Here is a 26,076-nt window from a genome sequence, read left to right on the forward strand (position 1 = left end):
TGGCAGGGAAGGATGATAAACATGAATAAAATTGAAGGTGTTATTTTTGATTGGGCAGGAACAACAGTTGATTATGGATGCTTTGCTCCATTGCATGTCTTTATTGAGGTTTTTAAAGAAAAGAATGTATCCATCACATTAGATGAAGCAAGAAAACCAATGGGATTATTAAAAATTGAACATATCCGCGCCATATTGGAAATGCCGAGAGTAAAACAAGAATGGCAAAACGTTCATGGTACAGTTCCTAAAGAAGCCGATGTTCAAGAGTTGTATCTGAAATTTGAAGAAAAACTGTTTAAAAGCTTATCTGAATTTACAACACCTATACCAGGGGTATTAGCTGTCATTGATTCGTTACGAAAAAAAGGGATAAAGATCGGCTCTACAACTGGATATACAGGGGAAATGATCGAGATCGTAGCTGAAAATGCTAAAAAGAAGGGGTATACTCCAGATGTGATCGCAACATCTGATCTTGTTAAGGAAGGCAGACCATATCCATGGATGTGTTACTACGTTGCGATGAAGCTTGGGATATATCCAATGAATCACTTAATGAAGATCGGCGATACAACAACTGATATGCTCGAAGGAAGAAACGCAGGGATGTGGACAGTTGGTGTGATACTAGGCAGTAGTACTCTTGGTTTAACCGAAGAAGAAGTGAATTCAATGGATGCTGCATTATTGGAGCAAAAAAAGGAAGTGGCTAGAAAAGAACTTTACGACGCTGGAGCACACTATGTCATTGACTCTATAAAGAACTTACCGCAATTAATTGAAAAAATTGAAGCAATTACAGAGACTGTGCACGCTTAATTAACGGGGGGAAGCGAACATGAATAATCCATATTTATTATTAACTCCAGGACCATTAAGTACAACTGATACAGTTAGATTGGCCATGCAAAAAGATTGGTGTACTTGGGATCAAGAATATATGCAATTAGTTCAAAAAATCCGTCGAACCTTGGTGGATATAGCGACCCATCAACGTCATGAATATACGTCTGTTTTAATGCAAGGTAGCGGCACGTTTACGGTTGAGTCCGTAATCGGATCAGTCATACGACGGGATTCCTCAAAACTATTAATTGCCACGAATGGTGCCTATGGAGATCGGATCATACAAATGGCCAATATTCTGGGCATACAAACAGTGATCTGCAGGACAAGCGAAAAAGAACCTACTAATCTACATGAAATGGAAGGTATTTTACAAACAGATCGAGATATCACACATGTTATTGTCGTACATTGCGAAACGACTACAGGAATTTTAAATCCAGTTGAAGCTGTATGTAAATTAGCAAAAGTATATGGCAAGAAAACGATTGTCGATGCAATGAGCAGCTTTGGCGGAATTGAAATGGATGTCCATGAAAGTCAAATTGACTTTTTAATTAGTAGTGCAAACAAATGCATTCAAGGAGTACCTGGTTTTGGGTTTGTCATTGCGAAAAAAGAGGAGCTCGAGAAATGTGAAGGGATCTCCCATTCGCTATCATTGGATTTATATGATCAGTGGAAAACAATGGAGGAATTGAGTGGGAAATGGCGATTTACATCACCTACACACATTGTTAGAGCATTCCATCAAGCACTTATTGAGCTAGAGCAAGAAGGTGGTGTTAGAGCAAGAAGCGAAAGATATGCTGAAAATCAACAAACACTTGTTGAAGGCATGTATGACTTAGGCTTTGAGTCTTATGTGGAGCGGAAGAACCAATCGCCAATTATAACATCATTTTTATTTCCGAATGATCGATTTAAGTTTGAGCCTTTCTATCAACATCTTAAACAAGAAGGATTTGTAATTTACCCAGGAAAAGTCTCGAAAGTGTCGACATTTAGGATTGGGACGATTGGTGATGTATGTATGCAAGATATTGAAAGATTATTACAAGCAATCAAAAAATGGGAATATTAAGGGAGAATTTAAAATGTTGAAGGTTTTTTGTTTAGGTGGCGCTGGAAAAATTGCAAGGGAAGCTGTGCTTGATTTAGTCACATATTCAAGCTTTGAGAAAATTACTGTAGCTGATTTTAATGAGGAAGAGGGCCGTAAAGTCGTTGAGTGGTTAAATGATCCACGTGTGGATTTTGTCAAAGTAAATGTACATGATCATGATGATACAGTTCAGAAAATGAAGGGCTATGACATCGTAATGGATGGTACGACAATTACTCTTAATGGTAAAACAACAGCATGCATTGCTGAAGCGGGCTGTCACGGTATTAACTTAAATGGCTTTGGGGAAGAAGATCAGTATCATGAACTGTTTATTGAAAATGGAAAAACATGCTTACCGGGATTTGGAATGACACCTGGCTTAACTCAGCTAATGGCTATGCATGCTGCTAACCAATTAGACAAGGTCGAAACGGTAAGAGTTAGTCATGGTTCTTATCGCCCAATTGCCTTTTCAAAATCGATAACAGAAACAACAACATATGAATATGATCCAGACCTACCTGGCCGAATCGTTTATGAAAATGGAGAGTTTATTCAAGTCCCTCCATTTGCAAGACCGAGAGAAATTGAATTACCGGAGCCGTATGGGAAAGGGGTTCAATATATCATTCCACATGCCGAAACGAAAACATTAGCGAAAGCTTTGCACCATAAAGGCGTGAACCTAATTGAAGTCAGAGGCACATGGCCACAGAAAAATATGAAACTAGTTCGTGCATTATATGAATATGGAATTTTGAGAAACGTACCAATTGAAATCGGTGGAACAGAAGTCGGCATCATGGATTGTATTGCTCAGTATTTATATCAATCAAAGGAAGGTTCGGAGACGGAGTTGTACGGGTATGCCCTTCACATCGAGGTTATTGGTGAAAAGGACGGACAGAAGGTAAGGCACGTACTTACTCATACGCATCCGAAATCAGATGGCTCTGTCCCAGGCTGGGAAGAATTGCGCGCATATACACGAAATGTTGCCATTCCATTTGCGATTGCAACTGATATGATTGCGAAAGGCTATGTGGAAAATAAGGGAATTATCATTCCGGAAGAGGCGTTTAAGCATCCACAAAGCTTTTTTAACGAATTAGAAAAGCGTGGTATACTCGTTCATGAGAACATTGAAGTCATACAATCATCTGTTCATGTCTAACAATTGTCATTAGGGAGTTTTGAAAATGTCTTTATTAGCAGAAGAGAGAAAAAAGATTATCCTCGAACTACTCGAAGAAAGTGACCAAGTAAAAGTTGCTGATTTGGCGTTGCAATTCAATGTTTCAACAGAGACAATTCGCAGGTATCTTGAAGATTTAGAAGCTGAAAATAAATTGAAAAAAGTGTACGGTGGAGCGGTAAAAGTATCAAGCGAAGAGATAGAACCTTCCTTATTTGAACGGGAAATAATGCGAATTGAAGAAAAAAAGCTAATTGCCAATCGAGCATTGGATTTTATTGAAGACGGCGATGTCATCGTCCTTGATGAAGGAACGACCAACTTCCAAATGGTAAACGGCCTATGTGAGAAAAAGGGAATTACAGTCATAACCAACTCGTTTCCTACGGCATCTTTGTTGATTTCTTACGCAAATAGAGAGCTGTTCAATGGAGAGTTAATTTTCATAGGTGGAAAAGTGCAGTTCAATCATTTTCGTTCATCAAGCTCATTGTCGGAAAAAATGGCAAAAGAATTTTTCCCTGACAAAGTATTTCTATCAGCTGATGGACTAATCCTTAATAAAGGTGTCATGAGCTATGACTTGGAAAAAACGTTGCTTTCACAAATCTATTTGGAAAATGCAACAAAGAGCTTTTTATTGTTAGACCATTCAAAGATAGGTGTAAAAGCAAGCTATCGCATCGCTAATATACAAGATATTGATTATATCTTGAGTGATGTGCCAATGCCGGATGAGTGGAATGAAGATAATATTGTTGCGAACAAATGGATTTACTGTAATTAAACATAAATAGTTGAGGGTGACTTTAGATAAGGGTCTTTTACCTTTGGTTTAGAGTCACCCTCATCTATTATTTGGAACAAAATAAATGAGTTTCAATTCATTGTTGAACATTGGTCTCCTGCGTGCGATTCGCAAATGCTTTAATAAGGGAATACATGCATCAAATGAAGACCCTATTCAATCTCTCCTACCTTTTACCTCGCCAATTTCGCCATATGTGTCATTCTATTAGAATTTTGTAAAAGAATTATTTATTAGTTGTAAAGGTAATGTTAATTCCTTCGATTTGAATGAAATCTTGAAAAATTCAAATGAAATAATGCTTTTATACTATATAAATTAAAAATCATAAAAGTAAGTTAGGTAAATAATCGTATATTTGACCAAAAAATAAGATCTTCCTCCTGAAAAATCAGATAATTCTATTTACAGAAAATTAATAATTAATTGAAATATTAACAAAAATTAATACTGCTTTTAATTTTCGTTTACAAAATTCGATTAATATTGACATGAATGTAATAGAACTAAAGGAGGAAGCCATGAATAAGCGAGAAGTTCGACGAAAATTGAATAAAATGTTTTTATTATTATGTATGGTTTCAATTGTACTATCCAACTTTACCACGGTTATTCCTGTTAAAAGGATTTATGCAGAAGAAGTGATTGACCCTACTAATTCTACAAATCCAGCTGAGACAGGAACAAACGATACAGTTGAGGATGATCAAGAAGCTAAAAATGAAGCTAACCTTATTCAAGAGGAAGCTATAGAAAAAGAAAATGAAGAAAGTACTGAACCTGCAGAGGAATCAACTCTAGATGAAAAACCTCTTACTGAAGAAGAAAAACCTATAGCAGAAAAGGAAGAAGTCACAAAAGAAACTGAACCTGCACCTGCACAACAACCAGATGCTACACGCGAAAATTCCACTCAAACAGTAGAGGAGCCTATGGAAACAGAGTCAGCTCCTATTGTGCAGGAAAAAGAAGAAATAGAAGACCTTAAAGCACAACAAGAGACTTCTGCTAGTTTAGTAGAAGAAGATTTTAATAGCAATTCACCCTTACTAATTACTGAAGTATCGCCAAACTCAAATGGCACAGATAACTACGAGTTTTTTGAAGTGTACAATAATACGAATCAGCCATTATCTTTAACTAATTATGCGTTTATTTACCGTTATACGGATACTGGAAAAGAAGTAGTATTTCAAGTCCCTCATACAACGATCGCTTCACAAGAAACTCTAGTATTTTGGTTTAATAATGGCGGACTTTCTTTAGCCGATTTTAATTCACATTATGGACTTGAGTTAACATCTGATCAAGTCATCGAATTTAAGGATGTATTCCCGGGTTTTGCAAATAGTGGGAACAGAGCGGCTGTTATCAAAGATAAAGAAGGAAATGAAGTAACATCTGCAGGTTATTTACCAGGTGAAACAGATAATAGTGGATTAGGTGTTCAATTTAAATATGCTTTAGCAAAAACGGCGATGGACAAGCATCAAGTATTGGCAGCACCAACTCCAGGAACAATTGACTCTGTTCAAGTTCCAACAAAGCCGGTAGAACTAACAGAGATCTCAGCTGACAACGAGTCACCGGTGATCACTCACACACCTGTTACAGAAAGCAAAGTAGCTTCTTCTGTCATGATTGAAGCAAAGGTAACAGATAATTTGGCAGCGATACCAACTCTGACACTTTACTACAAAACTACTAAAGAAGAGACCTTTACATCTGCCACAATGAATGTAAGTTCAGACGACTGGACAAATTTTTCAGCAGAAATTCCAGGCGCTAGTGTGGATTCAAATATTACGTACTATATTGAAGCAACAGATGGTAGCAATAAAGCAAAGAGTGAGGAATATACAATTTCTGTTGAGATTCCTCAAGAAACCTATAGCGAACAAACGCTATTAATTACCGAGCTGTCACCAAATACAGAAGGTGGTGGAACGGATTATTACGAGTATTTTGAACTCTATAATAATACGAATCAACCTCTATCCTTAATGAATTATTCCTTTGTCTACAAATATACGGATACTGGTAACGAACTAGTCTTTCAAGTTCCTGCTACTACAATTGATCCTCAAGAAACACTTGTTTTTTGGTTTAATAATGGTGATCGTACTCTAGCGGATTTTAACACTCATTTTGGATTGAATTTATCAAGTGAACAAGTAATTACATATAAAGATAGTTTCCCAGGTTTTGCAAATGGTGGAAACCGAGGAATCGTGATAAAAGATAACACAAGCTCAGAAGTTGTTTCTGCAAGTTATCTTGGAACTGACAATGATAACACAGGCGCTGTTATTCAATATATGTTTCCAAGCGAAGGTACGGAAATGGAAAAGCTTAAAGTACTAGCAGCACCTTCACTTGGTACAGTTGAAGCTGTTCAAGTCCCAACAAAGCCAGTTGAGCTTGATGAAATACCTGTTGATACGGAGGCGCCAGTGATCACGCATACGCCGCTGACAGAAACCGATGCATTTTCTCCGATCAGCATTGAAGCAAATATAACAGATAACATGGCTGTCCCATTTGCTACCTTGCATTATAAAAAAGAGGGGGATGAAACATTCACTTCCTTATCAATGAATGCAAGCGCTGATCCAGCAAGTTACATAGCTGAAATCCCTGGAATTAATGTTGATTCAAACATTACGTACTATATCGAAGCAGCAGATGGAACAAATACAGTTAAAACTGAGGAATATGTAATTGCTGTTAAGAAAGATGAAGTGGATTATAGTAAGATGCCTAAATTCCTTGTAACAGAAGTTGTCCCTGATTCAGAGAATGTAGGTTCAGCAGATGGCTATGAATTTATTGAGATCTACAATAATACAGACAAGGATTTAAACTTTAAGGATTATAAACTTCAATATCGCTATGGAACAGATCCGGCAAGTGATGTTGTTTGGCCTTCAGTACCAGATGATGTTGTCATTCCTTCAAAAAGAACACTCGTATTCTGGATCATCAATTCGATGAATGGTGAACAAACAGTTGCAGATTTTAATGGAAATTTCGGTACAAGCTTAATTGAAAACAAAGATATCGTCAAAATTCATAGTGATGGTATGGCAAATGGAAGCCCAAGAGGACTTGTCGTAGCCACAAATACAAAGGAAGAAATCACAGTTTCTTATTATAACGAAGTGGCAAACACAGATGATACTGTGCCTAACAAAGGGATTGTTTACAAGTACCCTGAAGATGGTTCAACCCAATCAATGAAGGTAAGTGCAGGTATCCAAGACGCTACACCAGGTGCTGTTGAAGCATTCCAGGTCCCGAAACAACCGATCCACATTATTGAAGACACAGTTGCTCCGACGATTGAAAATAAGACAGCTGTTACAGACGTTAATCAAACAGATGATATCGAGATCGCTGCATCAGCATCAGATGATAAAGGCGTCAAATCTGTTAGGTTATATTATCGTACAAATGATCAAGCAGATTTCAAAGAAACACTTTTAGGACTTGATTCAGAAACTCATTTATATAAAAATATGATTTACGCTTCAGACCTTATTGCAAAAGAATATGTAGAATATTTCTTTGTCGTTTCAGATGGTTCAAATGAAGTAAAAAGTGACACGTATAAGATTTCTATTAATAATGAGATTGACAATTCTGATCTACGTTTAAATGTTAAAGATGATGATATCCTTTCAGGTGAAAAAATTCTAAAAGGTACATCTAAGAATGAACCGGCTGAAAATGTGAAGCTATTCATTGATAACTCAGAATTGCAGGCCGATACGTATAAAGCAATAGAAAATGGGGCCTACTTTGCTTTTGAAGTAAATGGTCTTAATACGTATTTCCAAAACGCAGTAACAATGGGTGATGACATTCTTTACTTATTGGATAAAGATTGGCTGTCACATTGGAAGACATTCACTGTACCAGTAGAAGCGGACCGTCTCCAGGTCGGAGAAAATATCATCACCGTTCGTGCTGGAAATAAAGCCTCGCCATTCCAGTTAGAAGAAGATGAAGAAAATCGCGACGATTATAGCTTGCGAAATGTTCGTCTAATTTTGGCAGATGGAACAGTTTTAACAGATCCAGCAAAGAATGATCCAACGAAAGTATATGATATGGGTGATGATGGCACATTCCGACCATTTGAAGATTTCACATTTACGATTACAGAACAACATACTCCATCAAAAACGTTTATATGGGATACAACAACTGTTGAAGATGGTAAACATGTTGTCAAAGCTTTAGATTCTGACAATGAAGTTACTTCTAACGTGCTAATTGATAATACTGCACCAGTTGTAAAAACAAACATCATTGAAGGAAAAGAATACAAAGGTGCTTTTACAATTGATACCGATGTTACGGACGAAATAGCTGGTGTCAATTCTGTTCAAGTCATGTTAGATGATGAGCAAATCAAAGTGCCATATGAAACGTCATCATCAAAGCTTACTCCTGGTGAGCATAAGCTTATCATTGTCGCAGAAGATAAAGTTGGAAATAAAGCAGAGTTAACTGTTCCATTCTCAGTAAATAATGAAAATCCAACTAAGCCTGAGCTTATTTCACCAGCTGATGGTGCTGCATCTATAAATGGTAATCCAAAATTAAAAGTCAAGGTAACAGATCCAACAGGTGACGACCTAGATGTAACCTTCTATAAAGGGTATAAATATGATGCAAGCAATACTAGTGAGGTAAAAGCATTTAAGAATGCAACTGATGTTGAACCACCGCAAATGATGGTTCCAGAAGGTGAAGCGGCCTTTTCGGCAGATGACATCTCTTTAGTATCAGAAAAGGATGGCAACTACCTAACGACTGATTCAAGTACACAATTCCCATACCATCGTTTCGATGTAAAGGTTGATCCAACAATTGATGAAAATGATGTTGTTGAACTGTCTTGGAGTGGTAAATCTCTTGAAGGCAGAAAAGTATCAATGTACGCTTGGAATCACCAAAGCGGTAAATGGACATTGATCACATATAACATCGCTGGAACCGAAGACTTTGAATTAAAAGGAACTGTTGCAGTCAATGAGTATGTAAAAGACGCGAAAATCAATGTAATCATTCAAGATGAGATTCCAAAGAGCCCAGAGGAATATGATTATACATTTGTTTGGATGTCAGATACGCAATATTACGCTGAAAGCTATCCATACATTTTTGAAAGACAAACAAATTGGATTGCAGAGAAGCAAGAAGAGTTGAAAATTAAATATGTATTCCATACAGGAGACCTTGTCGATGAATTTGATAAGGTAGAGCAATGGCAATTTGCCGACGAGTACATGGGAGTACTTGATCAAAACAATATCCCATATGGTGTTTTAGCAGGGAACCATGATGTAGATCAACTATCAAACGACTACACTGAATACAGCAAATATTTTGGTGCAGACAGGTTTGAAGACAAATCGTATTATGGTGACACATACAAAAACAACCGAGGACACTATGACCTAATCTCATCTAACGGTAATGATTTTATCATGGTCTATATGGGATGGGGTGTACAGGATGAAGATTTAGAATGGATAAATGATATTCTAAAACAATATCCGAACCGAAAAGCGATTCTTAATTTTCATGAATATCTCTTAGTTTCAGGAAATCGCAGTCCGCTTGGTGACAAAATTTACTCGCAAGTTGTGGAAACGAATGAAAACGTAGTAGCGGTACTAAGTGGTCACTATCACGATTCTGAAACGCTTGTAAGTGAAATTGACGATGATGGTGATGGCGTTGCAGACCGCGAAGTATATCAAATGCTTGGGGACTATCAAGGTGGCCCTGAAGGCGGTCAAGGCTACATGAAATTGCTTCATTTTGATCAAGACAATAACAGAATTATCGTCAATACGTATTCACCGTATTTAGATGATTACAATTTCTATGACCCAAGTGAATTCCCTGGTAAAGATGAGTTAGTCATTAATTTAGACTTACAAGTTGATGAAAAACGAGTTGCTACTGATTATTTTTCTGTAAATGTGAAGACAGATACAGAAATTGGCAAACAAGAAAATGTTAAAAGCGGAACCGAAGCAGAAGTTAAGTGGAAAGGACTTTCCAAAAATAATACGTACTCATGGTATGCAGTCGCAGAAGACGATTATACAGGAAAAGCAGTTTCAGATATTTGGACATTTACAAAAGGGAAGGGCGAACAACCTGACCCAGGTAATGGAAAAGAAAAACCAGGTAACGGAAAAGATAAGCCATGAGATGGTACAGACTAACTTGTTAATGGAATTGGTCATTTCGACTTACCTAGCACTGCCGCAAATATAGTTAATATGCTGCTAATAGGCTTACTGAATAGTTTGACAGGCATAGCGATAGTCCTTTCTCACCAAAAAAGAACAAGTTTGAATCAATAATAGTTTAATGTTTAAAACCTTACTCCATTTAATTAGTGAGTAAGGTTTTTTGATGTAAAAGCCATACTATTAGTAAAAACAAGTGAAGTTCTAAAATTTCATCTGGAAGAGGCCATTATGAATGAGGAAGAGTTATCATTAGGACCAATGATCATTATCGGACATTACATAAATGTAAAAGTATACACAACCGAGGAATTGACAGAAGATCAAAAGCTGCAGAAGATAAGGGAAATTCACAGCAAAATGGTCAGTGCTTTGCCAAGATACCAAATTGATGTGGACTTAGATGTAAAATAAAAGAGGGGACTGAAGACCCCTCAAAAGCTAAAAATTGAGCTGATTAAATTTTTTCTTCGCGGTTTTTTTGGTGCAGATGACTGATCAAAGACTAAAACATTGTCTTTGATTGGTTCACGTTTTTGCTGTGATTTTTCAAGCTCTTCAACTTTTTTCTCTAAAGAGGAAATTTTGTTGATCAATTCTTCCATCTCTCTACGGTGTTGAAGAAGTTGATAGGAAACAACATCATCAGCTTTGCTTTGCATTTTCCGTTCAAGTTCATCCACTCGTTCGTTTAGTGCAGCGACTTTACTCGCATCTACAGACGTTTCACTTTTTAAAGTACCTGATCTGCTTGTGTGACTCGTTTGTATAGGTTGTGGGAGTGATTGATAGTTTGTTTGTTCTTGTATTTCTTTTAATCGATCAACATCTGCTTCAGTAAATTGATAGTGACCTAGTTCATTTTTATCCAAATCCATATTTAACTGACTAACCCATCTCATTACAGTTCTTCTCGAAACCCCAAGTAACTTTGCAACGGCTGCTGTACTCATATCTTTATTCCTCCCCAATGTTTAAGTACAATCCAAAAACGACGCCAACTGTCAACAATGAAAATAAGGAACAGATCCCGATTTGTGACCTTCTGTTTTACGTTTTCGACTTCCGAAGCTAGTTACCTTCACGTTAGACAAAACAAGTATCGATTCGGCAAAGAAAGTGGAGGTTTTACATATTACCAATTCTCTTTGTCGATACTTGACCTAAGCTTCATAAAGTTCAAGTGGTAAGCCGTCTGGGTCCTTGAAGAACGTGAATTTTTTATCTGTATGTGGGTCAACTCTGATCGGTTCAACTGCTACACCTTTTTGAATAAGTTCTTTGACTGCTTCATCAATATTAGAAACTTCAAAAGCTAGATGTCTAAGTCCAACGGCTTCGGGTGTAGTAGGCCGCTCTGGTGGATTTGGAAAAGAAAATAATTCAATTTGATAAGTATCATTGACCATTAAGTCTAATTTGTAAGAGTTTCGTTCTTCACGAAAAACCTCAGCTAACACTTTAAAACCGAGTGTCTTTGTATAGAAGGTTTTTGAAAGATCATAATTTGAGCAGATAATGGCAACATGATGGATTTTATTGATGTTCAATGTGATGACCTCTTTTCGTTTTAGTATCAGTATTTATTGTACTTAGTTTCTAGGTTTTGCTCCAGTATCGAGTCCTTAATGGTCGCACTCTTAGTCCATACGCCGCTAAACGGTCGCTTGCGCTTTTCTAATTCAATTTGCTTTTGACGCTTTATGTGACCTATACTATAATTAAAACGTTATGCATGAAAATTGAGGTGAACATGTGTGTTAGATCGTTTACAATCGGTAGAAGACCGTTATGAAAAATTAAATCAGCTTTTGATGGATCCAGATATTATTAGTGATTCTAAAAAGCTGCGCGAATATTCAAAAGAACAATCTGATATACAGGAAACAGTTGAAGTATATCGTGAATATAAAGAGGTTCGCGACCAAATTTCTGATACAAAATCAATGCTTGATGAAAAGCTTGATGCTGAAATGCGTGAAATGGCGAAAGAAGAGCTTTCTGAATTAGAGGCTCGTCAAGGAGAATTAGTAGCACGTCTAAAAATCCTTCTTGTACCTAAGGACCCGAACGATGATAAAAACGTTATTATGGAGATCCGTGGAGCTGCTGGTGGAGAAGAGGCTGCTTTATTTGCGGCGAATTTATATCGTATGTATAGCAAATTTGCAGAGGTGCAAGGCTGGAAAACTGAAGTAATGGAAGCTAGCCATACAGGTACAGGCGGATATAAGGAAATTATCTTTATGATTAATGGTAAAGGCGCATATTCGAAATTAAAGTTCGAAAATGGTGCCCATCGTGTTCAACGTGTACCTGAAACGGAGTCAGGTGGACGTATTCATACGTCAACAGCAACTGTTGCTGTTTTACCTGAGGCAGAAGAGGTAGAGGTTGAAATTCATGACAAGGATGTACGTGTAGATACCTTTACATCAAGTGGTCCAGGCGGACAAAGTGTTAATACGACAATGTCAGCTGTACGATTAACACATTTACCAACAGGGACAGTTGTTTCGTGTCAGGATGAAAAATCGCAGATCAAAAACAAGGAAAAAGCGATGAAAGTATTACGTGCGCGTGTTTATGATAAGTTCCAACGCGAAGCACAGGCTGAGTATGATCAAACCCGTAAGCTTGCAGTTGGTACAGGTGACCGATCAGAACGTATTAGAACATATAACTTCCCGCAAAACCGAGTAACGGACCACAGAATTGGCTTAACGATTCAAAAGCTAGATCAAATTCTTGAAGGAAAGCTTGATGAGATTGTTGAAACATTGATCGTTGAAGATCAATCAAGCAGACTTCAAGATGCGGAAGAGTAAACAATATGAACTATGTATTTGAAGCCCTCAAATGGGCTTCTTCTTTTTTAAAGGAAGCGGAAAGAGATGAAAATGCGGGTGAACTACTGTTGCGTCACCATTTAAACATGGAACGAGCAACACTTCTTTCAAACTTGAGACTGGTCCTCTCAAACGAACAACTACAAGCTTTTAAGTCTGATGTCATAAAACATGCTGAGGGAACTCCTGTTCAATACTTAATTGGCTATGAAGAATTCTACGGCAGGCGGTTTAATGTGAATGAAGAAGTGCTCATTCCTCGACCTGAAACAGAAGAACTCGTCGAAGGGATCCTTCAGCGTGCTGCTAATTATTTTCACGGAAATGATGAACTACACGTAGTAGATGTTGGGACAGGTAGTGGAGCTATAGCTATTACATTAGCGTTGGAAAATCCCAGATTCCGCGTAAGTGCAATTGATATTGCAAAGGAATCCTTACAAGTTGCTGAGAAAAACGCGAATGAACTACAAGCAAATGTTCAATGGCTGCACGGTGATTTACTAGAGCCCATTTCAAAAGATTCTAAAATGAAAAAGATCGATATACTAGTATCAAACCCGCCCTACATCCCTGATTGGGAAATAGAAACACTATCCCCAGTCGTAAAAGATCACGAACCAATGCGTGCCTTAGCAGGCGGAAAAGACGGATTAGACTTTTACAGAAGGCTCATTAAAGACATGCAACCACTACTAAACGGGGCAGCAATCATCGCCTTTGAAATCGGAGCTGGACAAGGCCAAGACGTAAAAAACCTACTCACACAAGCCCTACCAATGGCTGAAGTTGAAATTGTATATGATATAAATAGGAAAGATCGAATGGTGTTTGCGACTTTATAAGAGTGAGTGGAGTGAAGGAATGGGGACAAAGTAATGGGGACAGTCCCCATTCTTAGGTGGAATGTCTCTCATGATGGAGAAATCAAAAAATGGGGGACAGTCCCCCATCCAATAATTTATATATAGATTACCAATTTCAAGACAATGGGAAGTCGTTTTAACATCGTTTTGGGGACAGTCCCCAAACTAGTAAACTATTTTTTCAAAAACATAGTTTAAGAATCTCTCATGCTGTCCATACTGTTTACCAAGGGAGCGTGAGAGAAGATGAAAAAACAACAATTAGCATTTATATATATATTCTTATTATTAATAGGAGCAATTGTGAACGTATATAGAGAACCGGTGGCTGCGAGTACACAGGAGCCAGTTGTTATTCCTGATGAGGCGATACGTTTACGTATTCTAGCAAATAGTAATTCTGATGAAGATCAAGAGTTAAAAAGAATGATTCGTGATGAAGTAAACAAAGAAATTACGCAATGGGTTGCAGAGTTAACTTCAGTTGAAACTGCTAGACAATTAATTCAGTCAAGACTTCCTGACATTGAAGCAATCGTTGAAGATGTATTAGAAAGAGAAAACAAACCGCAATCATACTCAGTTAATTTTGATAATGTAAGCTTTCCAACAAAGCTATATGGTAATTTCATTTATCCAGCAGGTGAATATGAAGCGATTTTAATTAGTTTAGGTGAAGCGAAAGGTGCAAATTGGTGGTGTGTGCTATTTCCGCCACTATGCTTCTTAGACTTCTCAAATGGTGAAGCTGTACAAGCAGCTGAAGCAGAAGAAGTAGAAACTGAAACAGTGAACGACAAAGATAAAACTAATGAAAAACTTGCCTCACTCGTTGTGGACGAAGAGGAAGAAAAAGAAGAAGTAGAAGTGAAATTCTTTATTGTAGAATGGTTCGAAGGTTTATTTTCTTAAGGTGCGGTTGAAAGGTGGGGGACAGTCCCCACCTTTTTTCATGCCTCTTTTAACAGCTTTTGTGATAAGAAAGTTGCGAATATGAAGTGTTTCGGGGACTGTCCCCAAAATATGTCCCCAAAATAATGTCCCCAAAATAAAAAGAATAAATTTACTTCCCCCCTCATAGAGTTGATGTAGGAATATAAAATGGGGTGAAGATAAAATATGTTTTATCAATTAAAGATTGCGGAAGAAAAGGACCTTGGGAAGCTAATTGGCTTTGTTGAAAAGGCAGGGGTTAGTTCGGAAGGGTTTGAAAGTTTAATAGATTATTTTGTCATGATGGAAAATGGTGAGCATGAGGTTGTAGCTTGTATTGGTGTAGAGCCGGTGGGTGAATATGGTTTATTGCGTTCGCTTGTTGTGTCGGACAAGCTAAAACAGGCGCATATTTTAACACTTTTTCAAAGCATTCAAACGTTAGCAGAGCAAAAGGGAATCAAGCATTTATTTTTAATTACAAATAAAGAGGCTTCTGTTCAGTTTCTATCGCTAATGGGCTTTGAAGAGATCAATCAGTCATCTATCCCCAATCAACTACTAACATTGGAGCATATGAAGGGATCTCTTGAACAAACCAATGTAATGATCATGGTAAAGTCTTCATAAAGTGGATATATCCACATAGTTTTCCACAAAAACCACAGCCTTATCCACAAATTGTGGATAAGGCTTGTTTTGTTGGTATTCTTTTTATATACTTTCAAGGAGTTATTCACCTAATGATAGTGAAAAGTATTGGTAAAAATGATCGGTAAACAAGGGAGTTAGAACATATGAATACAAAGTTATGGGTTGTGGACAAAATTACTAACTTATCCACAACTTACCCACATATTACACAGGCAGCCCATTTATTGAGAGAAAATGAAGTGGTTGCTTTTCCAACTGAAACAGTTTACGGCTTAGGAGCAAATGCTTGTTCAGACGAAGCTGTTCGTAAAATTTATCAGGCAAAAGGGAGACCTAGTGATAATCCACTGATTGTCCACATTGCATCTGTTAACAAGCTAGATGAAATTGTTAAAGATATCCCCGATTATGCTTACAAATTAATAAATGAATTTTGGCCAGGTCCGTTAACACTAATTTTACCGAAAAAAGGGGATCGGCTATCCACACTTGTAACAGCAGGTCTTGAAACAGTTGGTGTGAGAATGCCAAGCCATCCAATTGCGCTTTCACTTATACGTGAGGCAGATGTACCAATTGCAGCACCTAGTGCGAATCAGTCAGGAAAACCAAGCCCAACCCATGCCTCACATGTTTATCATGATCTGAATGGGAAAATAAGCGGGATTATTGATGGAGGTGCGACTGGAGTTGGCGTTGAATCAACTGTACTAGATTGTTCGTCAACTGTTCCAACGATTTTGCGACCAGGCGGTGTTACGAAAGAGCAACTAGAATCTGTTATCGGAGAAGTGCAACTAGATCAAGCTCTTATCGAAGAAGGGCTTGCACCGAAATCTCCTGGAATGAAATATACTCATTATGCGCCTAATGCTCCTGTCGTGCTCGTAAATGGTCGACTTGAATTTTTGCAGAAGATTATCAACAAGCATCAAAAAGAAGGAAAGAAGGTTGGTGTGTTAACAACTGAAGAAAACATTAACCAGCTGCAGGCAAATAAGGTCATTGCTTGTGGGCGCCGTGCAAATTTGCAGACAGTTGCAGCAGAGCTTTATGATGTACTAAGAAAATTTGATGATGAAGAAGTGGATATCATTTTTAGTGAAAGCTTTCCCCAGATTGGAGTTGGCGAGGCGATTATGAATCGCTTACTTAAAGCTGCAGGTAATCAGGTGATCGAAGAGTATTGAACCAATTTGCAAGGAGAGGAAGTTATTTTATTCTTTTCTTCATATTCAATTAAGAAAAAAACAAGCCTAATCTCCTATCATTATTCTAAGTTCTAATCCAAATCGGGTACGCATAAAGTTAAGTAGGCGTGTCCGAGGAGGGTATTTATGAATGTTGAAGCGATCTTGGGAGAACTACTTACATTATTAATAATGGCACTGGCTTTAGGAATGGATGCATTTTCTGTTGGACTCGGAATGGGATTAATCAGACTAAGGGCCAGACAGATTTTATACATAGGTATTACAATTGGTATTTTTCATATCTGGATGCCATTAGCAGGAATGTTAATTGGCAGAGTATTAAGTGACACCTTTGGAACAATCGCGACTTTATTAGGCGGGGGTCTATTAATATTACTAGGTGTACAAATGGTTTTTGCTTCATTTAAAAAAGATGAAAAACCACTAATTACACCAGTAGGATTTGGGTTAATTGTCTTTGCACTTAGCGTTAGCCTAGACAGTTTTTCAGTAGGGTTAAGCCTTGGGATTTATGGGGCGAAAACATTTCTAACAGTTGTCATTTTTGGAATTGTAAGTATGGTGTTAACCTGGATTGGTCTATTAGTGGGCAAGCGTGTTCAGTCCTGGTTAGGTTCATATAGTGAGGCGCTTGGAGGGAGTATCCTGTTAGCGTTTGGCATAAAACTAATCTTTCCTTTCTAAAAAGCCGGTTGTCAATTCATAACCGGTTTTATTCCTCTCTATTTTTGTAAAGAAGATATCGAATGTGTAAACCTCATGTAAATCCACCTCTAAATATATTTTACTAGACCTTTCTGAAAATCCTCACAACGAAAGAAAAATCAAAAAGTTTATAGTACTTATATCCTGATTTGTGGATAAAAAAATGGAACAATTTACCTAATAGTGATCCTTTCCTATCTTTTAAAGCGATTTACAATATCGTTACACCCCCTTAAAAGTAGATTAAAACTATCTATTTATAATCAAGCTTAGAATTGATTAGGGGGAATTATTTATGTTTAATAAGAAAGTTAAAAAGAAGCTATTGCCTTTAGCTATTATGACTACAGTAGCGTTTGGTAGTTTAGGAGCAACATTCTCAACAGCTGAAGCGAAGGTAACAAAGTCGAACAATGCGGAAATTAAAAACGTTATCTTCCTAATTGGAGACGGAATGGGAGTTTCGTATACATCTGCCAACCGCTATTTACAAGACAGCAATAAATCAAAGTTTGCAGACCCTACTGAGCTTGATAAATATTTGGTTGGCCAGCAAATGACCTATCCAGAGGATCCAGAACAAAACGTGACAGACTCAGCATCTGCAGCAACTGCAATGTCTGCTGGTATTAAAACGTATAATAATGCAATCGCAGTTGATAATGATGGATCAGATGTCAAAACAGTATTGGAAGCAGCAAAAGAGCGTGGTAAAGCAACTGGACTTGTTGCTACATCAGAGATCACTCATGCAACTCCTGCATCATTCGGTTCACATGATCATAGTCGCCAAAATATGAATGCTATCGCCAATGACTATTTTGATGACCTAGTAAATGGTAAACATAAAGTAGATGTTCTTCTTGGTGGAGGAACTGATTTATTCGTTCGTGATGATCGTAATCTTGTTGATGAATTTAAAGCAGATGGCTTTAGTTATGTAACAAACAAGGATGAGCTATTAAAAAATAAAGATGATCAGATTCTTGGTCTTTTTGCAGATCGTGGAATGCCAAAAATGATTGACCGTACGGAGGATATTCCGTCATTAGAAGACATGACAACTTCTGCAATTAATCGTCTAAACAAAGACAAGGACGGTTTCTTCTTAATGATCGAAGGAAGCCAAATTGACTGGGCTGGACATGATAATGACATCGTTTCTGCAATGAGTGAAATGGAAGACTTTGAGAAAGCATTTAAAGCAGCAATTGAATTTGCGAAAAAGGACAAGCATACATTAGTTGTTGCAACAGCTGACCATTCTACTGGTGGTTATTCAATTGGAGCAAACGGCATTTATAATTGGTTTGGTGCTCCAATTAAAGCAGCAGAACGTACACCTGATTTCATGGCAAATCAAATTGCTAACGGTGCAGATGTTGAAGATACTTTGAAAGAATATATTGACCTAGAGTTAACTTCTAAAGAGATCCAATCTGTTAAAGATGCGGCTTCTAAAAAAGAAGTAGATATTGATAATGCAATTGAAAAGATCTTTGACAACCGTTCAAACACTGGTTGGACGACTGGTGGTCATACTGGTGAAGATGTACCAGTTTATGCATTCGGACCATCGTCAGACCGTTTTGCCGGCCAAATCGACAATACTGATAATGCAAAAATAATCTTTGATCTTTTAGAAAAAGGTAAAAATAAAACAGTTATTGAAGATAACTAAGTTGCTTTAGAGGAGAAGGGTCTGACACATAGCTTGTCAGTCTCTTCTTTTTTAGATGATCTAAAACTTTGTCCTACGTTTTGGTCTCTAGCTCCAGCACCTATTCATACTTTTTAAAAAAATTGGCTGATAGAGGGGTTTCTCATGAACAAAATCATTGTCCTTATGACATTATTATCTTTATTATTAGTAGCTTGCTCAAACAACGAAAGCACGAGTGTTGCTCCAGTAAAGGAACAAATAGATACTGAGTATGTAAAAGATTATTCTTCAAACCCACAAGTAACAGACGATCGTACATTGCTAGAGGTGGGCCAATCCTTTTCAGATGAAAAAGGTGAAGCAACCTTAAAGGCTATGAACCAAGTAAATAAAACGTACGAGGTCGGTTCAATCAAACTTAGTGTGAAAGATGCGAAGGTTATCCACTTAAGACCAGATTACAGCCTGATTGACTATTTTCATATGTTAACACATGAAGAGGAGTTCGATTTTGTTAAGGTCTTTGTCGAAATCGAAAACACTTCAACAGAAAAAGTGAATTTTGCACCAATAGCAATGATCGAAACGAGCTCAGGTGAGAAATTTGATTGGGGAAAAGATATCTATCTTGAAGAATTAAATGGTGAAATTGAAGGGGAAACAATAAAAAAAGGCAACTTAGGCTTTATTATTGACTCTTCCAAAGATCTTGAATGGATTGAAATAACAACAAGCGATGTATTTGATAAAGATGAAAAGAAAATAAATGACTCTCAAAAAATAAAAATAGAGTTTTAATAATTGGCTAGACCGAAAAAAGTATAGAGGTGCTCTATGCTTTTTTGTCGTTAAGGGGAAAATTAAATTCTTGTACCTTGAGTGCGCTTTGGTATCCAGCTCCAGAGCTTTTTTTTATAAGAAGTGGCTCTGTTAAAGCTCTCGTTGATTTTGAACACTTTGTGGTTGGAGCGGATTTGTGAGAATCCTGCGGGAGTGCGAGTCCAAGGTAGACTCATGCAGGTGCAAAGCACCGAGGAGGCTCCTGGACCTCCTGCAACGGTAAACAACCAAGTTTAATAGAGCTAAAGAAGTAATAATCAATTATTCAAGTGATCTTACTATTTTCTTCATAAAGGTTCTAGTTTCCATTATAATAGTGGAAAGGAGTGTTTTTATATGACAAATGTTCTATTCGTATGCACCGGGAATACATGTAGAAGTCCTATGGCAGAAGCATTGTTAAAACATGCTAAAAACTCTGATGAGCTTGACGTGAGGTCTGCTGGAGTTTTTGCATTAGATGGAAATAATGCATCAGCCAATGCTATTGAGGCATTAAGTGAAAAAGGAATACAATGCACCCATCAATCCTCAAGTTTAAGCGAAGAGCTCATCGAATGGGCAACGATTATCTTAACAATGACGAATAATCATAAGCAATCGGTCATAGACCTCTACCCACATGCAGGTCGAAAAACCTATACTCTTGTAGAATATGTCGCAGAGGACGACGTGGAGAAAAGGGATATCACAGATCCATTCGGTGGCCCGCTCCATATGTATCGCCAAACATTAGAAGACTTAGAAGGTTTAATTAATAAATTAATAAACAAGGTTGAGCAATAAAGCTACGGGGAGAAACAGGATATGAGAAGAGAAAAAAAGTATACATTTAGCTTGCGGCTGAAGCTGGTTATTTTTACAACAGTCTTAGCGCTGATTACATATTCGACAAGTGCATTTTTTATTCATTTCCTAGTGAAGTATGCTGATCACATTGTTTCACCACAAAACTTTACGTTAATAACGCTTTTACTAGGTATTTTTTGGTCTGGTGTATTAGCATATTTCGGATCAGGCTTTCTTACTAGAGCGTTGCAATTGCTTGAAAGTGCAGCATATAAGGTTGCGGAAGGTCAAATTAATGAAGATGTTCCAGTTTCAAAAAGTGACGATGAGATAAGAGGCTTGAGTATAGCATTTAACAAAATGCTGCATAACATGAGAAGCATGGTTCAAAGTATTGACGAAAATTTTCATGTAACAAACGAACAAGTGAACAAAATGGCAGCTGCCTCAAGCGATGCCTCGATGCAGGCTGAAGCTATTTCAATAACGGTTAAAGAAATTTCAAGGGGAGCAGACCAATCTGCTAGATCGATTCAAGAAACCGCTACTTCTGTTGAGGATATTATTGAATTTGCTGCACAGGTAGAAGACAAAGCATCTTCTTCTGAGAAAATGTCCAAAGAAATGGTTGCCTCTTTAACTGAAAGTAAACAGGTATATGATGCCCTAATAACGGGTATTCAAAAATTAGCTGAAGAAAACGAAGAATCAATGACAGCAGTTCGTCGATTAGAAGAGCATGCGAATGAAGTTTCAACGATTGTATCTCTAGTAGGAGATATCGCAAGTCAAACGAATTTACTGGCATTGAATGCTTCAATAGAGGCAGCAAGGGCTGGGGAGCATGGGAAAGGCTTTGCGGTTGTAGCTGAAGAAGTACGAAAACTAGCTGACGAAAGTGCCAAGGCGGTTAAAGGTATATCGGGATTAATTCAAAACATTCAACAAGAAGTTCAAAATGTTGTAGGACAAATTGGTGAACAAGTAAAAACAGCAAAGTTCCAAGCGGATAAAGGACAAACGTCAACTAGAATGCTGGAGGAAACAAGTCAATCCATTTTGGAAGTTGCAAAATCTGTAAATCAAATAAGTGATCTCGTTCAGCATCAAATGAACTCTCTACAAAAAACAGGTACACAGTCTCAGGAGGTTGCGGCCATTGCTGAACAAACGTCTGCTGGTGCACAGGAAGTTGCGGCAGCTATAACAGAGCAATCGGACAACATCGTGCATATAAACCAACTAGGCAAGAATTTAGCTGGAAGTGCTGAAGAGTTAAGGAAAACAATTGATCGTTTTATTAGATAAGCGATAAAATAAAGATAGAAAAAATAATAAAGTCATTTCAACCAACAGGAGGATAAAATGAAGGTAGCGATAGCATCAGATCACGGTGGAAAGAATATACGAAGAGAAATTATCTCATTACTAGAAGAATTGAACATTGAGTATGATGATATGGGCTGCGAGTGTGACACCTCGGTTGACTATCCCGATTATGCATTACCAGTTGCAAAAAAGGTAGCCAATGGCGAAGTGGATCGTGGAATCCTTATTTGTGGTACAGGCATTGGCATGAGCATTGCTGCAAATAAAGTCAAGGGCATCCGCTGTGCACTAGTCCATGATATGTTCAGTGCTCAAGCGACCAGGGAGCATAATGACACAAATGTATTATCAATGGGCGAACGTGTAATAGGTCCTGGCCTTGCAAGAGAAATCGCGAAAATCTGGTTAACAACCGAATACCAAGGTGGGCGTCACGCAACACGAGTTGGTAAAATTAGTGAATATGAAAATGAGCACAACTAAAAAGGATGTCGTATAAACGATGACAAATCTTGAAATATGGCAGCAAGACCTATCTAATCTTTTGGAAGATTTTAATGCCCAAGCCAATCTGGGAAAAGACGATATTGTGGTAATTGGTTGTAGTACAAGTGAAGTGATTGGTGAAAAAATCGGTACAGCAGGCTCAGAAGAAGTAGCTGATATGATTTTTCAAACACTAACAAAGTTTAAAGAAACAACAGGTGTGCATCTCGCCTTCCAATGCTGTGAGCACTTAAACCGTGCATTAGTGATCGAAAAACCAGTAGCCAAAGCAAATAAATTTGACGAAGTCACAGTCATTCCAGTTAGAAAAGCTGGTGGAGCAATGGCAACGCTTGCTTACCAACAGATGGAAAGTCCAGTCGTCGTTGAATTTATCAAGGCTGATGCAGGAATCGATATTGGCGATACATTCATAGGCATGCACCTAAAGCATGTCGCAGTACCATTGCGCAGCAAAATCAAGCAAATTGGATCAGCGCACGTTACCATGGCAAAATCACGTCCAAAGCTAATTGGCGGCTCAAGAGCTGTGTATGAAGCTACGAAAGAGAATAGTTCATGCCACTAAAAGTAGAGGGATCAACATTTTGAAGGTTGGTTCCTTTTTTTATTTGGGAACGTAAGACGCAAAATTGTAAATTTACCTCTCTCACTGGAATCCGAGGTCAGAACCAATCTGCTCGGAAATTGAACCGCAACACCAAATAATTGAACCACAAATCAAAATAATTGAACCTGGCACTAAAAATACCTGCTCAAAACCGAGTAGATGAACCACTCTGCCAAAGAATTGAACCAATCTGCTCGGAAATTGAACCACAACACCAAATAATTGAACCTGGCACTAAAAAAACCTGTTCAAAACCGGGTAGATTGAACCACTCTGCCAAAGAATTGAACCGCAACACCAAATAGTTAAACCAGAAACCAGAATTATTGAACCAACTCAAACTTACCACCACTAACGTCAAACAATAAATAAAATTACAAATATTCACTTTTTAAGGTTGACTTTGTTAGAAAAAGTAACGACAATAGGTTGTATCAATTTCTGTCTTTTAAAAAATACTATAAAGAACAGTAATGGTAGTGTTTCCAATCAAACGAATGTTTTTAACAAGAACAACTACTAATATTCGTATTTAAGCCTATTGTTCAGCCAAAAAGGCAAAAATAATAAAAATTTTTCAGAAAATCTTTTACAATGCAGCTAATAAACGTGTACAATATAGATGGAAATAGACGTTGAAAAAGCTGTGTCAGATAAAACCATAACTAGTGTTTTTAATGAAGGGAGATTCAAACGAAATGAAACATTTACCAGAACAAGATGCAAAGGTATTTGAAGCCATCCAACTTGAACGTACTCGTCAGGAAGCGAAGATTGAATTAATTGCTTCTGAAAACTTTGTAAGTGAAGCTGTCATGGAAGCACAAGGATCCGTTCTTACGAATAAATATGCTGAAGGTTATCCAGGTCGTCGTTATTATGGTGGCTGTGAGCATGTTGACGTAGTAGAGGATATTGCAAGAGATCGTGCGAAAGAAATCTTTGGTGCAGAATATGTAAATGTTCAGCCTCACTCAGGTGCGCAAGCGAACATGGGTGTATATTTCACAATTTTAGAGCAAGGTGATACGGTTCTAGGAATGAATTTATCTCATGGTGGTCACTTAACACATGGTAGCCCGGTAAACTTTAGTGGAGTTCAATACAACTTCATTGAGTACGGTGTTGATGAAAAAACACATCTAATCAATTATGATGATGTATTAGAAAAAGCAAGAACTCACAAGCCAAAGCTAATTGTTGCCGGTGCAAGTGCTTATCCAAGAGCAATTGACTTTAAACGATTCCGTGAAATTGCTGATGAAGTAGGCGCGTATTTCATGGTCGATATGGCTCATATCGCTGGTTTAGTTGCTGCTGGACTACATCAAAATCCAGTACCATATGCTGATTTTGTTACAACGACAACACATAAAACACTTCGTGGACCACGTGGTGGTATGATTTTATGTAAAGAGGAATTTGGTAAGAAAATTGACAAATCAATCTTCCCTGGTATCCAAGGTGGACCTCTTATGCATGTAATTGCGGCAAAAGCAGTATCTTTTGGTGAAACTCTTCAAGATGATTTTAAAACATATGCACAAAACATCATTGACAATGCGAAGCGTTTAGCGGAAAAATTACAATCAGAAGGTCTTACACTAGTTTCAGGTGGTACAGATAATCACCTATTATTAGTAGATGTTCGTTCACTTCAATTAACTGGTAAAGTTGCTGAGCATGTATTAGACGAAATCGGAGTTACAGTTAATAAAAACACAATTCCTTTCGAAACAGAAAGTCCGTTTGTAACAAGTGGTGTTCGTATTGGAACTGCTGCTGTAACAAGCCGTGGCTTTGGTGTTGAAGAAATGGATGAAATCGGAAGCATCATTGCGTTTGCATTAAAAAATCATGAGGACGCAACAAAGCTTGCTGAAGCAAAACAACGCGTAGAAGACTTAACAAGCAAATTCCCTTTATATAGAAACCTATAATATAATCAACAGGGACTGACTTACATTTTGTGAGCCAGTCCCTGTTTTTTTATTGTCTATTTATGTCGAATGGTCAATATCCCATTTATTTCGGCTGATATATTTCAGTTTCGGACAATATAGCAAGTAAGCTGGACAATAAACCAGGATTTTCAGACAATATGACATTTTCCGCTTAGAAAACGGAGAGAATAAAAAGAGTTAGAAAGTTTAAATAAATAGAACTCACTTGAAACTATAATTGAATTTCTGTAAAATCTATTGAAGTGTTAAAAGAAAAGGAGATGATTTGATGGGGAAAGTATACGTGTTTGATCATCCATTAATTCAACATAAACTTACATATATTCGTGACAAAAGTACAGGAACAAAGGAATTTCGTGAGCTTGTTGATGAAGTGGCAAGCTTAATGGCGTTTGAAATTACCAGAGAACTTCCATTAATGGAGGTTGATGTTGAAACACCTGTTTGTTCGGCAAAATCGAAGGTGCTTTCAGGGAAAAAACTAGGGATTATCCCGATACTTCGTGCGGGTTTAGGAATGGTTGACGGAATCTTAAAGCTAATCCCAGCTGCAAAGGTTGGACATATTGGCTTATATCGTGACCCAAAAACACTACAACCAGTTGAATACTATGTAAAACTTCCTTCAGATATTGAAGAGCGTGAATTTATTGTTGTTGACCCGATGCTCGCAACAGGCGGATCTGCAGTAGAAGCAATTAATTCCTTGAAAAAACGTGGTGGGAAAAATATCAAATTCATGTGCCTAATAGCATCACCTGAAGGCGTTGAAGTTGTAAAGGAAGCACATCCTGATGTTGATATTTATATTGCTGCTTTAGATGAAAAGCTTAACGATCACGGCTATATTGTCCCTGGATTGGGAGATGCTGGTGACAGACTTTACGGAACGAAATAATATAGTAGAAAAGGGAAAAC

At 37.6% G+C, this 26,076-nt stretch carries 22 protein-coding genes; 20 read left to right on the forward strand and 2 right to left on the reverse strand.

Features of this window, described 5'->3' with window-relative positions; genetic code table 11:
* Window positions 1-12: 12 nt before the first annotated feature.
* From phnX to WCV66_RS04730, 6 genes are all read left to right on the forward strand, one after another.
* Entirely contained in the window at window positions 13-822 is an 810-nt protein-coding gene (phnX, locus tag WCV66_RS04705; RefSeq protein WP_338788059.1) for a phosphonoacetaldehyde hydrolase, read from the forward strand.
* 19 nt (window positions 823-841) lie between these two features.
* On the forward strand, window positions 842-1,933 hold the full coding sequence (phnW, locus tag WCV66_RS04710; RefSeq protein WP_338788060.1) for a 2-aminoethylphosphonate--pyruvate transaminase: 1,092 nt from the start codon (window positions 842-844) through the stop codon (window positions 1,931-1,933).
* Between the two features lie 16 nt (window positions 1,934-1,949).
* The gene (locus WCV66_RS04715; protein WP_338789397.1) at window positions 1,950-3,131 is read left to right on the forward strand and encodes a saccharopine dehydrogenase family protein; all 1,182 of its coding nucleotides are present in this window, start codon (window positions 1,950-1,952) and stop codon (window positions 3,129-3,131) included.
* Between the two features lie 25 nt (window positions 3,132-3,156).
* Window positions 3,157-3,939, forward strand: a complete 783-nt coding sequence (locus WCV66_RS04720; RefSeq protein WP_338788061.1) for a DeoR/GlpR family DNA-binding transcription regulator — start codon at window positions 3,157-3,159, stop codon at window positions 3,937-3,939.
* A gap of 542 nt (window positions 3,940-4,481) precedes the next feature.
* Window positions 4,482-10,193 (forward strand): lamin tail domain-containing protein, encoded by a 5,712-nt coding sequence (locus WCV66_RS04725; RefSeq protein ID WP_338788062.1) that lies wholly within the window; start codon window positions 4,482-4,484, stop codon window positions 10,191-10,193.
* Window positions 10,194-10,466: 273 nt separating this feature from the next.
* Window positions 10,467-10,649, forward strand: a complete 183-nt coding sequence (locus WCV66_RS04730) for a hypothetical protein (protein WP_066328539.1) — start codon at window positions 10,467-10,469, stop codon at window positions 10,647-10,649.
* Window positions 10,650-10,669: 20 nt separating this feature from the next.
* On the opposite strand, the gene WCV66_RS04735 is transcribed toward WCV66_RS04730, so the two are convergent.
* Both WCV66_RS04735 and WCV66_RS04740 read right to left on the reverse strand, forming a co-directional pair.
* Window positions 10,670-11,188, reverse strand: coding sequence for a MerR family transcriptional regulator (locus WCV66_RS04735; RefSeq protein WP_338788063.1), 519 nt, complete (start codon window positions 11,186-11,188; stop codon window positions 10,670-10,672).
* 210 nt (window positions 11,189-11,398) lie between these two features.
* Window positions 11,399-11,785 (reverse strand): VOC family protein, encoded by a 387-nt coding sequence (locus tag WCV66_RS04740; RefSeq protein WP_338788064.1) that lies wholly within the window; start codon window positions 11,783-11,785, stop codon window positions 11,399-11,401.
* Window positions 11,786-11,992: 207 nt separating this feature from the next.
* On the opposite strand from WCV66_RS04740, the gene prfA reads away from it, so the two are divergent.
* The 14 genes from prfA to upp all read left to right on the forward strand — a co-directional run bounded on the left by prfA (window position 11,993) and on the right by upp (window position 26,056).
* Complete coding sequence (gene prfA, locus WCV66_RS04745; RefSeq protein ID WP_066328547.1) at window positions 11,993-13,063, forward strand: peptide chain release factor 1; 1,071 nt, start codon at window positions 11,993-11,995, stop codon at window positions 13,061-13,063.
* A 5-nt stretch (window positions 13,064-13,068) separates the two neighbouring features.
* Complete coding sequence (gene prmC, locus WCV66_RS04750; RefSeq protein ID WP_338788065.1) at window positions 13,069-13,929, forward strand: peptide chain release factor N(5)-glutamine methyltransferase; 861 nt, start codon at window positions 13,069-13,071, stop codon at window positions 13,927-13,929.
* A gap of 267 nt (window positions 13,930-14,196) precedes the next feature.
* A complete protein-coding gene (gene spoIIR, locus WCV66_RS04755) occupies window positions 14,197-14,862 on the forward strand; it encodes a stage II sporulation protein R (RefSeq protein ID WP_066328553.1) in 666 nt (221 codons plus the stop codon).
* Between the two features lie 207 nt (window positions 14,863-15,069).
* On the forward strand, window positions 15,070-15,513 hold the full coding sequence (locus WCV66_RS04760; RefSeq protein ID WP_066328559.1) for a GNAT family N-acetyltransferase: 444 nt from the start codon (window positions 15,070-15,072) through the stop codon (window positions 15,511-15,513).
* Between the two features lie 167 nt (window positions 15,514-15,680).
* On the forward strand, window positions 15,681-16,727 hold the full coding sequence (locus WCV66_RS04765) for an L-threonylcarbamoyladenylate synthase (RefSeq protein WP_338788066.1): 1,047 nt from the start codon (window positions 15,681-15,683) through the stop codon (window positions 16,725-16,727).
* A 147-nt stretch (window positions 16,728-16,874) separates the two neighbouring features.
* Entirely contained in the window at window positions 16,875-17,435 is a 561-nt protein-coding gene (locus WCV66_RS04770) for a manganese efflux pump MntP family protein (RefSeq protein WP_066328561.1), read from the forward strand.
* Between the two features lie 316 nt (window positions 17,436-17,751).
* The gene (locus WCV66_RS04775; protein WP_338788068.1) at window positions 17,752-19,137 is read left to right on the forward strand and encodes an alkaline phosphatase; all 1,386 of its coding nucleotides are present in this window, start codon (window positions 17,752-17,754) and stop codon (window positions 19,135-19,137) included.
* 144 nt (window positions 19,138-19,281) lie between these two features.
* Window positions 19,282-19,917: a hypothetical protein gene (locus tag WCV66_RS04780; protein WP_338788069.1), complete on the forward strand. Its 636-nt coding sequence runs from the start codon at window positions 19,282-19,284 to the stop codon at window positions 19,915-19,917.
* 378 nt (window positions 19,918-20,295) lie between these two features.
* The gene (locus WCV66_RS04785; RefSeq protein ID WP_338788070.1) at window positions 20,296-20,745 is read left to right on the forward strand and encodes a low molecular weight protein arginine phosphatase; all 450 of its coding nucleotides are present in this window, start codon (window positions 20,296-20,298) and stop codon (window positions 20,743-20,745) included.
* 21 nt (window positions 20,746-20,766) lie between these two features.
* Entirely contained in the window at window positions 20,767-22,056 is a 1,290-nt protein-coding gene (locus tag WCV66_RS04790; protein ID WP_338788071.1) for a methyl-accepting chemotaxis protein, read from the forward strand.
* Window positions 22,057-22,113: 57 nt separating this feature from the next.
* A complete protein-coding gene (gene rpiB / locus WCV66_RS04795; RefSeq protein ID WP_066328594.1) occupies window positions 22,114-22,560 on the forward strand; it encodes a ribose 5-phosphate isomerase B in 447 nt (148 codons plus the stop codon).
* 19 nt (window positions 22,561-22,579) lie between these two features.
* Window positions 22,580-23,152 carry a TIGR01440 family protein gene (locus WCV66_RS04800; RefSeq protein WP_066328596.1) on the forward strand — a complete coding sequence of 191 codons (573 nt, stop codon included), beginning with the start codon at window positions 22,580-22,582 and terminating at the stop codon, window positions 23,150-23,152.
* 740 nt (window positions 23,153-23,892) lie between these two features.
* Window positions 23,893-25,134, forward strand: a complete 1,242-nt coding sequence (gene glyA, locus WCV66_RS04805) for a serine hydroxymethyltransferase (protein ID WP_066328598.1) — start codon at window positions 23,893-23,895, stop codon at window positions 25,132-25,134.
* Between the two features lie 292 nt (window positions 25,135-25,426).
* The gene (upp, locus tag WCV66_RS04810) at window positions 25,427-26,056 is read left to right on the forward strand and encodes a uracil phosphoribosyltransferase (protein ID WP_066328604.1); all 630 of its coding nucleotides are present in this window, start codon (window positions 25,427-25,429) and stop codon (window positions 26,054-26,056) included.
* Window positions 26,057-26,076 lie beyond the last annotated feature (20 nt).

Source organism: Metabacillus rhizosphaerae (assembly GCF_037201795.1).
Taxonomy (GTDB): domain Bacteria; phylum Bacillota; class Bacilli; order Bacillales; family Bacillaceae; genus Metabacillus; species Metabacillus rhizosphaerae.

Coding starts and splice junctions, on each gene's coding strand:
- phnX (WP_338788059.1), top strand. CDS start 13: ATGATAAACATGAATAAAATTGAAGGTGTTATTTTTGATTGGGCAGGA.
- phnW (WP_338788060.1), top strand. CDS start 842: ATGAATAATCCATATTTATTATTAACTCCAGGACCATTAAGTACAACT.
- WCV66_RS04720 (WP_338788061.1), top strand. CDS start 3,157: ATGTCTTTATTAGCAGAAGAGAGAAAAAAGATTATCCTCGAACTACTC.
- WCV66_RS04725 (WP_338788062.1), top strand. CDS start 4,482: ATGAATAAGCGAGAAGTTCGACGAAAATTGAATAAAATGTTTTTATTA.
- WCV66_RS04730 (WP_066328539.1), top strand. CDS start 10,467: ATGAATGAGGAAGAGTTATCATTAGGACCAATGATCATTATCGGACAT.
- WCV66_RS04735 (WP_338788063.1), bottom strand. CDS start 11,188: ATGAGTACAGCAGCCGTTGCAAAGTTACTTGGGGTTTCGAGAAGAACT.
- prmC (WP_338788065.1), top strand. CDS start 13,069: ATGAACTATGTATTTGAAGCCCTCAAATGGGCTTCTTCTTTTTTAAAG.
- spoIIR (WP_066328553.1), top strand. CDS start 14,197: ATGAAAAAACAACAATTAGCATTTATATATATATTCTTATTATTAATA.
- WCV66_RS04760 (WP_066328559.1), top strand. CDS start 15,070: ATGTTTTATCAATTAAAGATTGCGGAAGAAAAGGACCTTGGGAAGCTA.
- WCV66_RS04765 (WP_338788066.1), top strand. CDS start 15,681: ATGAATACAAAGTTATGGGTTGTGGACAAAATTACTAACTTATCCACA.
- WCV66_RS04770 (WP_066328561.1), top strand. CDS start 16,875: ATGAATGTTGAAGCGATCTTGGGAGAACTACTTACATTATTAATAATG.
- WCV66_RS04775 (WP_338788068.1), top strand. CDS start 17,752: ATGTTTAATAAGAAAGTTAAAAAGAAGCTATTGCCTTTAGCTATTATG.
- WCV66_RS04780 (WP_338788069.1), top strand. CDS start 19,282: ATGAACAAAATCATTGTCCTTATGACATTATTATCTTTATTATTAGTA.
- WCV66_RS04785 (WP_338788070.1), top strand. CDS start 20,296: ATGACAAATGTTCTATTCGTATGCACCGGGAATACATGTAGAAGTCCT.
- WCV66_RS04790 (WP_338788071.1), top strand. CDS start 20,767: ATGAGAAGAGAAAAAAAGTATACATTTAGCTTGCGGCTGAAGCTGGTT.
- rpiB (WP_066328594.1), top strand. CDS start 22,114: ATGAAGGTAGCGATAGCATCAGATCACGGTGGAAAGAATATACGAAGA.
- WCV66_RS04800 (WP_066328596.1), top strand. CDS start 22,580: ATGACAAATCTTGAAATATGGCAGCAAGACCTATCTAATCTTTTGGAA.
- glyA (WP_066328598.1), top strand. CDS start 23,893: ATGAAACATTTACCAGAACAAGATGCAAAGGTATTTGAAGCCATCCAA.
- upp (WP_066328604.1), top strand. CDS start 25,427: ATGGGGAAAGTATACGTGTTTGATCATCCATTAATTCAACATAAACTT.